10 protein-coding genes are annotated in these 15,300 nt (G+C 41.8%); 2 read left to right on the top strand and 8 right to left on the bottom strand.

The genetic code is table 11. The features are described from left to right. Positions 1–4: 4 nt before the first annotated feature. A complete protein-coding gene (locus tag QW284_07810) occupies positions 5–2,251 on the top strand; it encodes a phospholipase D family protein (GenBank protein MEM0339568.1) in 2,247 nt (748 codons plus the stop codon). Between the two features lie 148 nt (positions 2,252–2,399). On the opposite strand, the gene QW284_07805 is transcribed toward QW284_07810, so the two are convergent. The 6 genes from QW284_07805 to QW284_07780 form a co-directional block, all read right to left on the bottom strand. Then, the gene (locus QW284_07805; GenBank protein ID MEM0339567.1) at positions 2,400–2,849 is read right to left on the bottom strand and encodes an EVE domain-containing protein; all 450 of its coding nucleotides are present in this window, start codon (positions 2,847–2,849) and stop codon (positions 2,400–2,402) included. A gap of 261 nt (positions 2,850–3,110) precedes the next feature. Then, the gene (locus QW284_07800; GenBank protein MEM0339566.1) at positions 3,111–5,303 is read right to left on the bottom strand and encodes a hypothetical protein; all 2,193 of its coding nucleotides are present in this window, start codon (positions 5,301–5,303) and stop codon (positions 3,111–3,113) included. Positions 5,304–5,305: 2 nt separating this feature from the next. Then, positions 5,306–6,166, bottom strand: a complete 861-nt coding sequence (locus tag QW284_07795; protein MEM0339565.1) for a hypothetical protein — start codon at positions 6,164–6,166, stop codon at positions 5,306–5,308. Between the two features lie 316 nt (positions 6,167–6,482). Then, a complete protein-coding gene (gene brxL / locus QW284_07790) occupies positions 6,483–7,895 on the bottom strand; it encodes a BREX system Lon protease-like protein BrxL (protein MEM0339564.1) in 1,413 nt (470 codons plus the stop codon). A 4-nt stretch (positions 7,896–7,899) separates the two neighbouring features. Then, complete coding sequence (locus QW284_07785) at positions 7,900–11,559, bottom strand: N-6 DNA methylase (protein MEM0339563.1); 3,660 nt, start codon at positions 11,557–11,559, stop codon at positions 7,900–7,902. Positions 11,560–11,565: 6 nt separating this feature from the next. Next, entirely contained in the window at positions 11,566–11,769 is a 204-nt protein-coding gene (locus tag QW284_07780; GenBank protein MEM0339562.1) for a hypothetical protein, read from the bottom strand. Positions 11,770–12,400: 631 nt separating this feature from the next. Here QW284_07780 and QW284_07775 point away from each other — a divergent pair. Beyond that, a complete protein-coding gene (locus QW284_07775) occupies positions 12,401–13,429 on the top strand; it encodes a hypothetical protein (GenBank protein ID MEM0339561.1) in 1,029 nt (342 codons plus the stop codon). 230 nt (positions 13,430–13,659) lie between these two features. Here the strand turns inward: QW284_07775 and QW284_07770 are convergent, their stop codons facing one another. After that, positions 13,660–14,283: a hypothetical protein gene (locus tag QW284_07770; GenBank protein ID MEM0339560.1), complete on the bottom strand. Its 624-nt coding sequence runs from the start codon at positions 14,281–14,283 to the stop codon at positions 13,660–13,662. Positions 14,284–14,543: 260 nt separating this feature from the next. Continuing rightward, the gene (locus QW284_07765) at positions 14,544–15,227 is read right to left on the bottom strand and encodes a hypothetical protein (GenBank protein ID MEM0339559.1); all 684 of its coding nucleotides are present in this window, start codon (positions 15,225–15,227) and stop codon (positions 14,544–14,546) included. Positions 15,228–15,300: the final 73 nt, after the last annotated feature.

Below are 15,300 nucleotides of genomic sequence, written 5' to 3'. Positions count from 1 at the left end.
GCCTATGCTGGATCGCAGCGGATATGAGAGGGGGTATGAGAGGAGAGGCCTCGAAGCATTGTATACATTTACCCCATTTAAGATAGTTTATAAGCAACATGGTGGAGGGGCTGGTGAAGAGCCTAGCGATGCTTATACATTGGTTATACTACCTCCAACGGGCTTCAAAGCATTTTACTACAAAGATTTTGGGGATGTTTGCGAAAAGAATTTGATTGATCTTCTCAAAAGAGAGTATCCAAAGAAAAATGTATGGGGGTTCTGGTTTCGTAGTACACTGAGAAAGCTTCCCATATCTGTTGACAATAGATATAATATATATGAATATGTGGATTGGCCTGCTTTTCAATTCAAAAAAGAGGGGCCCTATGTTGTGGTTCTACACAGTATTTTGTATCAGGCATTAACAGAGGATATCTATATCTATATCGGGTATCATAGGCTGAGGAACCTTTTAAGTAAGCACAGTGGGCTGTTTCTGCTAGCAGAGTACAGCTACGAGTCATTGGCACACCCACGTTTTTGTCCTCGGGGCCTTGTCTTAATATCGCATAGGGAGTCGTGTCCAATCAAATATGTGTGTCCTTTTGCTATATGGGGAAGGTGCAGTGGGAATTTGTATAGCATTAGAGAGACTTACAGCGGTTTATATAAGGTTATTCCACAAATTAAGGTAAAGCCGCTCGACTCAGAGACTGTGGAAGGTGATAGAAAAAGGTCTAGAGTTAGATTGTTTGTTATACCATTTGGTTTTCACCCCTTAGCATATGTGTATTTTGTTGACGAATTATCTCTGCTAGCTTTTTACGAGGGGGTGGTTTTCCAGCCAAAGAAGTGTTGGATTCCATACCACTTTGCATCCTTTAGATACACACTAGGTATAAGGATTCTAAACACAGATGCTATTGTTCTAGAGTTTGAAACCTCTACACTTGACAAAATTGTAAACGATTTGATGGAGCATAAGTGGGTTGTCTACAAAAAGGTTTTGTTGTCTGAAAGCAAGCTTTGTGATGATTCTAAATGCGATATGAAACCAGACTATTTGGCACCTTGGAAGCGTCTATACAGTACAATACAATCAAACAATGCCGAAACATTTGATACGCTTGTCAGAGACTCGAAGAGTCTTGATGAAGCAAACAAACAGTATTACAGATTTATAGTCGTGCACACAATAGCCCACAACATAATCTCTTCGCTATGGAGTGATCTGGGTCTCGACCAAGATTATCTGTCATATAGGGTTCTGTATGATGGTGGCAAATGGAAGATATATTTGTATGAAACCGTTTCTGGTGGGCTGGGATACCTAAAGCACTTGGCGATGCAAAAATCTAGGCTATACGAAATAATTGTGAAGAGCTTGTACAACGAGTCGTTGATTGGATCTAGAATTGTGGAAGAGTATTGCAGGGGTGGTATAGATGATAGGGATGTAGCCGAGTTGAAGAGGTTTCTAGAAAATGTTGCAAAATATGCACAAGGAGATAGGGAACTAGCTGACACTGCAAATAAGTTGGGCAGATTCATCTCACTACTGTACGAGGTATACCGTAGACATGGGGTTACAATTCACCCATACACAATCAGGTATATTCTACAGAGGAAGTTGGTGCCAGGCAGGCTCAGCGAAGCCTTTGGCAATATTATAGAGAGGGTAATATCGATGTTCTCAGCATTTGACGGGAATATTGGCTGTGGGTTTATCGAGGATGGGTGCTCTCTAGGGCCATTTCTAGAGCCTCTTTCTGTTAGCTATACTGTTGTGGAGTACCTGACTAAGCAGCATAGCAGAACTGGGGAGGACTTGAGTCTAGGCACAAACATCAGAGACATTATATTGCCGTGGCTGAAAATGGCTAGGGCAAAGCTTAGGATAATAACATCAAATACATCGATAGACAACAATATAATCGAGACTCTTTCAGAACTCTGCAGAAATGGGGGCAACATCTATGTGATATTGGGTAAAAACGCTGTTGATGATGGGGTTTCGAGAACAGCTGTAAATGAGTTAAGAAACAGGTTGGGAGGCTGTATCAAGGTGAGGATAAATGAGGACCTCCATGCAAAGGCGATAATAATAGATGATATGGTTGTTATCGAGGGCTCGTCCAATTTCGCAAAATCTGGACTGACATTCAACATAGAGAATCTGAGTAAAATCATTACAGACCCTGCCAAGGTTGGTGAATATGTTAGGAAATTCGATGAGCTGTGGAATAGTGGCAAAGAATATGTGGTGTAGTGGACGCTCTATACACATCATATATAATGTCTAGCCCTTGGACGTTCTAGATACACGTGTCTATTGCAGCTAGGTATGTAGACAAGGAAAAGAGCCTTTTATATGTTTCTAGATGGTGTAGAGCCTACCAACACAAAACGGTTTATTGCTAAGCCAGAGAGTCTATGATTATCTTCGCATCTTCTTCTGGTATGGGTCTTCTCAGATTGGCTGGGGTTCCCACGAGGTATGCGTTTGGCCTGCTCTTGTTCTTTATGAAGCTGAGTTTTGGGGCGAGTTCGTCGAAGCTTGCCACACCGATTTTAACTGGCTCTATCCTAACCCTCAGCGGGTACTTAACTCTGTTCTCTCTAATCTCATCTGGCCACAGAGGCCTCTCCTCTCTAAACCATGTTGACGCCACTCTGTATACACCCACAAACTTTCCGCCAAGACTCCTAGACCCCCTCTTCGAGACGTAGAAGATCAGGTAGTCGCCTACAGAGACCAGCTTGTCGATTGATCTAGATCCCCCCTGCTCCGGAGCCCCATACACATTCACATTCTTGACAACATTCCAGTTCTCTTCAGACACAACAACAATCCAGTACCTAGCCATACAAACACCCCCACACAGCAAACTTTCACAGCATACAAATAAACATTTCTCTCACATCAGCTACTCTATACACAGAAGAACTTATAGCTGCTAACTAGGTTCCAGATACAGCACATTATTTTATGGATTTGCTGTCTAGTGCCATACTCTTAGAAATTACGCTTACTAAAGCCTAGTTTTTGATGCGAATTGAATTGCAACAGATAAGATTGGTGCCATCAATTGATATGCTTTTTGTCTTGAGGATTGTATATTGGTGTTTTACAGTCTTCTTAGTATAGATGAGTCAGGTATTTTGTTGCTGACTTTTATGATTCTGTTCAGCTTTTTGCATAGTTTATCTGCTTTGTGTAGTGGCCATGGTATTGATGGTAGCCAGACAGTGGATATGGAGGCGTAGTGTGTTAGATCCTGGATGTAGTCTAAGACCCTTTTGTGATCAGCATTGCCTGCTATATTTACTATCACAGGCCTTATGGTACCCTTTTCATATTCGCCCTTTATCGAGTTTGTTGTGACCCCAAGATACCTAGAAATCCTTATGTCTTTGAGCCATGTCGGCGACAATTCTACGAATACCCCGCTTCTAGGCGGGTTAACATATCTAATTTCAGCTCCGCCTTTTATCGATGCAGAGGCCAGTATTCTGGAATATGAATGTGTCTTGCTAATACCGACTATTACATGGTTCTGAAGCTTTTCTTTCTCTAGTTCCTCTAGGAACCTTTCTATACTTGATTTGTTTACCATGATGAGCGCTTTTTTGTATCTACTAGCAATATCCTCTACGATGGTGGTCAGAACCTCTATATCGCTTTCGTCGATGTATTTGAATTCTACACTATAGTCTTTTATGTTGTCGGCTTTCACAGTTACGACTACAACACCTAAATATATCTGATTTCTTCCTACAGAAACTGTTGTCGCATCTATCCCTACAACATAGGCGTCTTCAAGCCCGCTAGGTGGGTTTAGATCATTGGGTATAGCACCAATTCTTGTAGCAAAGTCTTTTATAATGCTTTGGATCTTGAATGGGATCCTGCGCTTAAAATCATCTTCATCTATATCTGTCTCTATTCCAAGCTCATGCGGATAGAAGCCCTGGCTAGCGGCTTTATACTCGAACCTGCCTATGATATCGTCTATCTCCTCTTTATCCAAGCTCTTATCATATAGCAATATCGCAAACTTCTCATCATAATCTTTGTATGCTTTCAAAATGTCTTCTAGATTATCTAAAAACATGATCTCTTGTACAAGCCTGGGAGAACTAAGCAAACGACAGCTAACCGCCAAGGATTTAATGATATCTGTTGCAATTGAACATCTTCTATCATACCTTTTCGAATTACCAGGTGAAGTAACCACAAGTAGCACTCTTTTGCTGTTACCCTCGAATTTTGGGTACCACTTCCAATACTTGCTCTTTATTTGGGTGAGGTGTACGGAGCTGGGAGGAACCTCAATAATATTTTGAGTGTTGATAGAGACTTGCATACCTTTGACGTTGTTGACGCTTTCTAAGATGGTGTTGGTGAGGATCTCCAAGGCTTGTTTGAATCTTTCGTGAGGTGGTTTGGTGAGAATTGGAACCTTTTCGAATAGAGCGATGTTGTCTAGCGATCCCACTGGTGTTAGAATCTCCATTGGCAGTGGTATTGCCACTCGGTTTTTGCCTATGGTTGGTAGCCCAGGTATCCTGTTTTGGAGAGTTGTCGAGAGTTTTACGCTTTTTGGCGTTACATAGACTATGTTATCTGTTTTTCTGCTAAGTGACGTGTCGATTTCTGTGCCTCTAAACATATTTATTGTTTCGATAGCCTTTTCTATGACATCGCCATATTCTATGTTTGTTTCTGGTACCTCGCTTTTCACAGTGTAGAATGAAACTGTTGTTCCCATAATTTTAACAAAGTCTATTTTCTCTGCCTGCTGAGGATACTTCTCGTGGATGTACCTCAAACTATAGATAAACTCTATCTTTGATGTTGGGTCTATGAATAGAGCTTTAGTCTCGTTGCCTAGATCGTCAACCGCGATTCTGACAGCAGTGTATCTTAGGGCAAGTTCTTTGGCTAGCTGCTGGGCCTCGGATTTGTCGGGGTTGTAGAGCTTTGATGATGAGCTTACCCACCCATTGTTGATGAAGGCTATTCTTATGGCCGAAGAGATAAGCCTGTTGATTATGTCTGGTGAGAGTTTTGCCTGCTTTACCTGCTTTTTCTTAGCACCACCCACTCTATTCTCTAGTTTGTCGCTTTCATCAGCTGCATATACTATTAACCCGGTTACACCATCTCTTCTCTCTACTGCATGCGGTATATTCTCTTGGTATAGCAGCGAGCGTGCAAAGCCTATGTATTCCTCGGGAACCAGATACTCGTATATGGTGCTGGGGGCTTTGCTAATGGTTATTGGAAAGGCTAGCACAAAAATCTTCTCTCCATCCATCTCTAAACAACCTCGAAGAGCATGTTCCTAGAGACCTTGTCGCAATAGTCTATATACGTCTTGTTCTCTATGCCAACAACACACAAAGCATTGTGGAGAACAGTTAAAGTCCCTTTGACCAACTCATTTACATGCTTTAAACCACTTGGAACACCATATCTAGTACCAGAGGCCCTGAGCTTCTTTAGGAACTCTATATCCTCATCACATATCGACATAGTAAACCAGTACCTCGATGGCGGCAACAGCGGTTCATACCTATGCAACACATCTTCATCCCATAGAAAACCATACATAGCATTAGCTATGCCAATCAGTCCATCTATTAGTGTCTTAGGATCTACAGCCCCTCTAACAATCCTATTAACCAAACCACCAACATACTCTCTCCTAGTACGAATATTTGCACCTCTCAAAACAGACAGACCCCTTACCCTCCTAACCAAATACCTGTCCAAAACCTCCTCTGAACTAGCCCTCTCCTTAAATATAAGAGAAGTTACAACCATGCCACAGAGAGGCGCCTGCGAAAACATTCTACCTACAACATTAGACACACTCGAAGACCCCACCTTAACATAATTCCCATAATGAAGAAGATAAACAGCAACCTCATCACCAGCGCCCCTCACAACATTTGCACCCCCACCATAGGCAATCCTAGCCAACACCCTCACCTCCTCAAGAAAACCCACCCTATATAAACCAATATACGGCGTCAAAGAGAGTCCAACCCTACCACCATACAACTCCTCCAAAGCCAAAGACTCAAACCACAGCACACCCGCAAAATGGTCAGAGTCATCAAAACCCCTTCCACCGATTGTACCACCTCGAAACTTAGACCAAGCACCTCTCCTCATAAACATCTTCCCCATTGCAATCCTTCATCAAAATCCAACATTATAATTATATTTAGCATTAATAAACAATAATTGTAGTGAGAGATAGCCGAAAGTATTAAACGCATGCTCCTATGTAAGAGGTATTCTAGCTATACAAAACACAATTAAGAAAATGCTTAAGATCTATATGTGCACCTTGTTTATTTATCTATCTGGTAAGAGGGGTAATTCTATTGTATACTCAGTTTTTCAATGTTTTGCGTCTAAAAGTTGACGAATTTAAGGGCTTTAGAGATGCTTTTAACTAGGTATTGAGGGTGCTTACTATGTTTGTCTATGAATATATTCTTATGTTGAGTCTCTCCTTGGGGAATTCTCCTGGTGCTATCTTGTGTAGCCAGTCTCTAACTCTCTGCCTGAACTCTAATGCAGCATCTGCTACCAGCTTAAGCTCGCTTTTATTAAATGATTTATGTGGGAATAGTAGCTTGATTAAAGCACTTGTAATTTTCTTAAAGCTCTTCTCGTCTCTTATCTTGAAGTTTTCTGAGAGTTCTATGTGTTTCCCTACTAGACCTACCAGAGATTCTTTTCTCATGCTATGCAACGCTTCTGCGAAGTAGTCTGAGGCTATTCCATACCCCTTAGATAGATGATACTTGGTTTGAGAGATTTTGGGCAGTTCCCAGCCTGGTAGCAGACCATGGATTCTATCTATAAATGCCGAATCTCTCATGGGCTCAGGTAGCACATAGGTTAAGTCTTCGATTGGTACATAACCTTCAGCACTCATTTCAACAGCTATATTGCCCATGAAGACCAACGACGCATCAGATACAACCTTCTTATCGCCTCTCTCATAGTGGCCGCTCTCCATATAGTCTTTGAGCTTGCCCATCATCTCATCCGGGTTCTGAAACCTAACCTTGCTAACCTCGTCAAAGACCACTACGTCTTTAACAGCTAGCTCGCCAGGAACTCTAGTTCTTAAGTTGTAGAATAGAACAGCTGGTGATATGATTCCACCAGATATTATCCTAACATAGTTGCTCACATTTCTGTAGAGATACATCTTCCCAGTTTGCCTAGGGCCAAACTCAACCATATTCACATTGCCCTCAGCTAGCGGTATGAGGCGTGAGAGTAGGAGAAGCTTTTGCCTAGGGCTATAGACGGTGGGGTCTAGACCAATGGTATTTATCAAAACATCTATCCACTCATCAAGTGTGAAACACTCTCTAGCCTCCTCAAGAATCTTTGGGTCTGTATCAGGTGCTTGAAAAGGCTTGAAGTCTGCTACAACCACTGAAATAGGCCTCCCAAAAACCTCTATGGGGATATCCGACTTCTTGAGAGTTATCAGCCCCCACATCCCAGTTGTTAGTGTAGCCCTATTCCTATTAACAATGTCTACAGGCACCAGAGCCCATATATCAAGCGCCTGAATAACACCAACATGAGTCTCTGTCTCAATATCAACATACACTCTCAGCTCGTCGATTAACCTAACAACACCTTCCGTGACCAACTTGTGCTTAACAACCTCCTTCTCCTCAGGCTCATAATAATGATCTTTAACAAAATTTCTTAACTTACTTTCCCAATCACCACCGCCATACATGAACTCGGAGATTAGAAACTCAGCCACATACCTAGGAAGCTTGGCTAACTCAAGCTCATAGGCAAGCCTCTTATCAACAGCGTAATCGCCAAAACACCTCTTAACCTTATTAAACAACTCGCTCACACAATCACCCAATATCTAAGAGCGTCTTCCTCCTCTTAGGACCTGCAGACTCTACAACATCTATAACAATATCCAAAGAGTTTTCCTCACCACGCCAAACCCACTTGAGAACACCTTTATATTTACCCGGCTTCAGAGGAGGTGTTGAAATTCTATACCTCCCCTCTACAATACTGAAAGAACCCTTACCCCAAGGCAACTCATACGTAAACACTATCTCCTCACCCGATGGGTTAACAACATCGACCTCGATATAAGATCCCACATCAGGCTGCAGAGAAGTGTTCAAAACATTGACAATGGGTCTCTCCGGCATAACAACTTCTTCCTCCTCAGAAATCTCCTCACCAGAGAGCACCGCTAGCAACTTCTTGAGCTCTCTAAGCTCAGTCTCGTTCATGCCAAACAGTTTAGCAACAGCAACATCCAGCTCCTCCTCAACCTTTCTAAGCTCACCCTCAAGACCCCTTCTACCCTTTTCATAGATCTCTCTAGCAAGCTCGTGAGCTCTCATAGAAAGCTCAACTATTTTCTGATGATTAGGGTTACACTTATCGAATTTAGGAATGCGCATATTTTCAAGCATACCTCCTACCATGTAGACACCATATACAGTTGCTATTGTGGAATTTAGTATTCCAGCAATATAGTATGCTTCATCTCTATCATAGAGTGGTATCAGTATCACTGTATGATCAGGTATGACAACTTTTTTACCTAAATACCTACTCTCAACAGGCTCCACAACAGCGACATGAAATCCACCAGCTTGCATACGTGCCGATACCTCCTTCCAGACAACTTTATAAGGTGCAAAAGTATATGAGCCGATATCATAAACGGAATAAAATGGGTTTCCCTTACCCCACAGTTTATGTACCGATCTACCTTCCAGCTCCCTCTTATACATATTTAAGTAATCGTAAGTTTGTGGGAACTTTACTTTAAAGTCACTCTCACGAAGAGGTTTGCCTGTTTTAGGGTCATGCGGCACAATTATGTATCTGTCCTCGAAGCTTACATACCATTTCTTCACGTCTCTTCCTCTTATCAACGGATATACTAGATCTGGTTCCACGGCAACCTCAACTTGCTTAACCTTTTTCTTCTGGCCTGGCTCAGGAGGATTTGTGATCCTGAGTTTTCCATCGTGAAGTTTTTCAAGTATTTTCACAAAGTATACCTGGTTTAGCGCCACATTTACTCCTTCGTGGGCTTCATAATACTGGCTTCTACCAACCATTTTTCTGATGGCTTCAAGTGCTCGTGGAGTTACCTGCATCCAAGGACTGGTAGGATCATTTGTTATTAGAGGAGCCATTACGGCTTCAAACCGTTGTGTTGCCTTTAACACTTCCTCTAAAGGCGTGTCTGTTGGTATAGGCTTCTTTGATGTATTGGCCCATACTATGTGTTTAATCTCACTAATGTTGCTCTTGTATACCTCTCCCATCTGCGGACATCTGCCATTGTTAATGTCTGATAGGCTACACACCTTCTCGACAACTATTGCAGCTGTTCTGTTTACTGCCCCCTCAAACGGATATAGTGTTACAAGGTCGTGGATCACGTGTATACGGGTCTTCCTAACAAGGAAATCTCTGAAGCCTGCACCTGCCTGAGTTTTAAATACTGTGAATGGCATTAAGAAGCCCAGCTTGCCTCCCTCCTTGAGGTATAGATCAAAGCATCTCGCTAGGAAGAGCATTGCCAGATCTCTCTTAACTTTGCCTAAACCTGTCTTACCTTTGATTTCGGCAAGTCCGTATCTAACCCACAAATCTTTGCTTATCTCCCTATAGTTTTCTGGTAGGTTTTCCCAGTTTACCCATGGTGGGTTGCCCACAACGTAGTCGAACTTCCCTTTAAGTATTGGTGCAAAGGCGTTTCTCAGGATTGAGATCCATACATCGTCTTTGCCCTCTTCCTCGAGCTTGAGTAACTCCCCAAACAACTTTCCTAGCATTTCAGCATCTCTTTCGCTTACATCTTTAAACTTATACCTAATTCTATTCTTAAAGTCCTCAACGCTATACCTATTCCTCAGAGCCTGGGATATTTCGGCCAGTATCTCGGGTAGCAAGCCCTTGTCAACAACATTTATAGGTATCTGAAACTCTCCAACAACTGTTCTAAGTATGTACACATCGCCGGTCAGCTGCGTGCTTCTCTCAATCATTATCGAGTCGGCTAGGTACACAGGTATCTCAATTTTCCCTCTGGCATAGCTAAGCAGGTCTGCTATAGCCAACAGATAGTTTGTTCTAGCTGTGAGGACCGCCAATGGATTAAGATCGTATCCCACAACATTCTCTAAGACATAATCTAATAATTGGTCTGTTAGGTAGTGCTCCTCGGCATATCTCCTAAGCCTGCTTATGTAGAGTACTAGGAATGTCCCTGAGCCACATGCCGGATCCAAAACCCTTATCCTAAGAGGTTTTAGCGAGTCTTCCTCACCCATCTTAAGCAGGTTATCTAGGCTCAGACCAATTTCATCTAGTAATAAGTTGGCTAGCCAGTCTGGTGTGTAGAACTCTCCGAGTCTGTGCCTCAAGTCGCTTGGAACAAGGTTCTGGTAGAGCCTCTTCAGCAAGTCCCTGGCAAACTCGGGCTCTAGCTGGGGTGTGGCCACCTCGTAGTCCGATAGTCTTCTAGCTATCTCTGCTATAACATCTGCTAGGTCTTTATCGAGTTCGTCTAGATACCACGAGAAGTAGTCGCCCTCTAGGAAATTCTCGATGTTGAGTAGCTTTCTGAATAGACCCCCACTCTCAAGATCTCTTAGAACATCTTTAACACCTTCAACGCCACCTCTAGAATATGCGTCGTCGAGTTCGGCTACATAGGATCTGTAGAACCTCCCTCCACCGTACAAGTATGCTATCTCAGCGGCTAACAGCTTCATTATTAGAGCATAATACGTGTGGATAGAGAATATCAGTGCATCGTAATCTATGCTTTCCACAAGGCCATACTCGCTCGCTAGCTTCGGCAACTCCTCAAGCTCTTCTGGTTTATAGCCTGTTGCCTGCTTGAAGAGCCTCATCCAGTCTTCGAATAGAGTTTTTGTTCTGGGGCTTTTGCTCTGTTTAAGCTTGTTGTAGAGCAACTTGATGGCTTTTCTCGCTATTTCAGACTGGGGCCCGAAGTCCCTGACAAGACTATTGACATCCAAATTCTTTCTTCTGAGACCTCTTAAAGCCTCAACAAGCTTTACTACAACCTCGCGCCTAATGTCGTAGGGCCCTCTCAGCACCCACGCATCGCTTCTAGGATCATATCTGACAAAAGCTATTCTATCGCTTATTATTACACCTAGATACCTAGACCACTCAGATTTGCCTCCAGCCTCATCCCTTATGTATCTTATGACCTGCTCCTTAGCTCTTTGAATATCGTGGGCCGAGGACAGCTTGCCAGGGGCTTTATACTCTACAATTACATGCCCATATAAGGCATCAACCCTAGCACCAGAGACCAACGTATACTCATACTTACCAGCAACACTTTGAAGACCCAGAGGCTTCAAAATCTTTTCCTCTATACACGACGAAACCCTTACCCTAACATCCTCCTCTGTAGCGGCTCTAAGAACAGAATTCTTAATACACAACATTATATCATCAATATCTAGCTGAGGAACACTAATACGCTGAGACACCCTAATTCACCTCTTCCTAGGCCTAACTCTAATTACAAATACAGAAACTTTATTTGAGCGAGGGCTCACACCATAATAGTAATTGAAAACTCCATGACACTTCGGGCACTCAATCCTCTTGACGGTGTAGAATCTAAATTTCCACGGTTTTCTGAGAAGCTTAAACCCCTCCTCACTTGAATCATAACCACAGAACGGACATTTGACCATGTTCCCACACCTTTTCTTCTGTTCTATAGCATCTTCCAACACTAGTTACAGCTAATGTAGACATAGACTCTTCAGCGCCTGTTATAAAATCTGCTATGAACAGAGTAAATAAAGGTATCTATCCCGGCAATAACGTTTTAAGATGTCGCTTTTCATATCTATTCTATGATATTTTGGATCTCCAACAAAGACTGTTAGACATAGCTGGTGAGTCATTCTTTGTTGGTCTTAGGAATTCTAAGCACTTTGATGTTTTAACTCTTTCTTCGATGAACCCTTTAATGCACTTAATACATAAGTAGCGGTATATGCCAAGCTATATTATGACTGGAAAATTGGGGTGGGATAGGCTAATGGAGGCAATGGCAACTCTTATATCCAGGTAACAACACTTATCTCACTCCCTGAGGCAATTGACAAATTTGCTAGAGCCCTACAAAACATGTCTTACTTGCTAGGACATCTCTTTTCAAAGAGCATTTGCTACTACATCAAAGTATTTTGTTTTTGTATTGCTTGCAGAATCTTGTAACAATCTAGGTGATGAAAAGCTCCTAAAGAATTGAGAGAATTAGCTATATATGTTGTTTTGCAAACCAGGTGAAAATAGAATGGCTTTGAAGTGGTTGTTATGTCGGGCGAGAGCTCAGAGAATGTTATTGAATTGGCTCAAAGATTTCTTGTGTATGCCAAATACGATTTAGAAATAGCTGAGATATTGTATTCGCTGGAGGCGCAGAAACAGAACCATTATTATAAGCAACAGGCTCTCTACTACTTAGAGCAGGCCTCAGAAAAGACCCTAAAGACCTATATTATTTATCTATGGGTTCTCCAGCTAAGCTTCGTTACAGAGATTGCTGAGAAGATAAATACATCAGAGAAGTTTAGAGATGTTCACAATCTGTTGAAGAGAATTAGTGGTTATGTAGACCCGAGAAAACTGGGACACGAATTCCGGGGGTTCTTAAAAGATTTCACTAATTTATTTGAGAGCTGGTGCTCGGGAAGGCTAATCGATTACATGAATTCTACACTAAGTCAAATACCTACTAGCCTAGCTAAGAGTAAGGAGCGGATTATAGAAGGCGGTGTTGAGGAAGGGGCTATGCCGAGAGAAGCAGCTGAGAAATTAATTGATTTGATTGTTTCATATTATTCGCAACCAGTACCCATTGTAATGGACGACACAAGGAAAAGCTTGTGTATGGATGCCCAATCCATCTTTGGCAGATATTTAGAGTCGATAAATACCGCTGAGCGTTGCCTCGAGCTAACCACACAGTTCGTTGAAAAGGTGGAGGAGCAAGCTGAAACCGTTTATAACAGAGTCCTAAGAGAATACGAAGCATCTCTACTTGTGACAATGAAAATCAAGGAACTGCTATCGGGACTAGCTGAGCTAGCCGGTTTGATACCTTTGCCCAAGGCTTTAAGCGAAAAAAGACTAGAGGAACTCTTAAAAATCATTGTGGTAGACAACCTTGATGTGTTTATGTCAATTCCACTACACATTTGCTTAAGCCGATATTACAATGATGTAAGGTATGGAAAGGTTCAAGAAGATGAGCTAAAGACGCTACCAGATGTCATTAGACTGCTAAGGAATATCCATGAAAAAACAGAAAACATATTCTCGTTAATCTACCATTATGCGTAAACTTCGATACATACAACAACTGATTTATGCCAAAGCATTAATTATATAGCCGGAACACATAGGGGCAAGCATTTTTTGGTAGTACCGGCAGGCTTCCATAACCCAGCATCAGTTCACCAATTATCATGCAACTCATTATAATCTAATTAATAGGAGTTGCTACAACTCTTGACCAGAGAGATGTCTAGTATACTTAAGGCTAGAATTGCTTAACTCCACGCAATAAATCCTTAAATACCATAGATACGTTTGTAATTCAAATCTATGACACGAACAATCTTTAAATCCATTTCTAAATGTTTGATTATCTTATCATACTCTTTATTATCATACCATTCTTTTACTTCATTGCCATAGCCAAAAGGCTCTGGAACATCTATTCCGCTGCTTCTTGCCTTCTCAACCAGGTACTCAAGTTTTAGATCCTTGAATTTCATGTTATGGAATGGTAGAGATGTTTGGAAGTAGTCTATGGTGAAGGTGTTGTGCCATAACTCATTTAGATTTGGTAGAGTTTCCACGTTGTATTCTACTCCTTTCTGTATGAGAAGCAGGACATCGAATCTAAGTATGTTGAAGCCTATAACACTGAGAAAGTCTATTCTATTATTCTTCTGATCTTGAACGAGTCTTCTCAAATAATCGTAGAATTGAAGAACCACATTTCTCTCCCCTCCAAGCTCCCACTCAGCAAAATAATGAAACTTTACGCTATGCCCATCCCATATCTTTGAAGATTCTGGTTTGTATGGAGTCCAATCCTCTAATACGCCAATAACAATTATTTTCTCTCTTCTAAAGATGTCCTCGTTTCTCGGCCTATAGGTTTCTACGTCTAGATAGAAAACCCACAACCTCTCTCACAACACCATAATCCACAGCAACTCTGTACATCATACCGCTCACCATATCAAAGTTCTCTCAGTGGATAATAAATGCTTTAGAGATGATATACTAAAGCGCTCTTGATTAGCCCCAGCTCTCGAAAACAATGAGAACCCTGGTGAATATGCTGCTGCAGAAGGTTTGCAAAGGACTTTATCGAGAAGTGCTTTAGGGATTAGCCGATCTATTCTTGTCGACACCACATATTCATCCTCATGACTGTTCTAGATTATGGTATGGGCAGTCCTGCTTTGCTGAAAGCACTCTTTATTTCTTCTGCATATTTATTGATTCTCTCTTCAGCTGTTTCTCCAAATTCATTTCTTCCTCTTCCATATACGTAGCTGTGGAATGGTATTCTCTGAATGGGGTTCTTGATCCCCAGTGCACTTCTGTGTTTTTTGAGTAGGCGTTCTGATTCGCCACCCATTGCTATTACGACAGGCTCTTTCCCAGTGATCTTCTTTACCAGCTCTAGCTCTTTCTTTAAAAACTCTAGGCATGGTTTAGGCACATCCCTGATTTTCTCTTCTGCTTTACCCTTGCACTTGATCAAATCTGTTACCAGTATTCTGCTGTCGTAGTAAACGAATGTATCTTTCTCCATCGCAAACCTCTCTTCGACAAGCCCAAGCCTCTTCAAAGCATTTGCCAAGTAGATATTTGCAGTATCTATAATCCATGCTCCTGTCGGCCTCAAGGCAACTATAACCCCATTCAACTCCCCAGTATACCTAAACAATATGTAGTAAACATCTTTTCCACAAGGAAACTTGTTTTTGAACCACCAACACCATTTGTTTGATAGGCTGTGCTCAGACAGCTTCTCAGAATCCCAAGAACCCCTATATGGACAGCCCACAAAATTACAGTTCATAACCTCGTTCTGCAAATCATAAAACCCCTCAATCATAGCATATCACCAAAAGGCTCTACAAATATTAATTTCAATGCCACAATTATATGCTTTGATAAAATGTAAGATT

Source organism: Ignisphaera sp., assembly GCA_038735125.1.
Taxonomy (GTDB): domain Archaea; phylum Thermoproteota; class Thermoprotei_A; order Sulfolobales; family Ignisphaeraceae; genus Ignisphaera.
The sequence above is the reverse complement of the archived record's forward strand: the minus strand, read 5'-3'. Positions and strand labels throughout refer to the sequence as shown.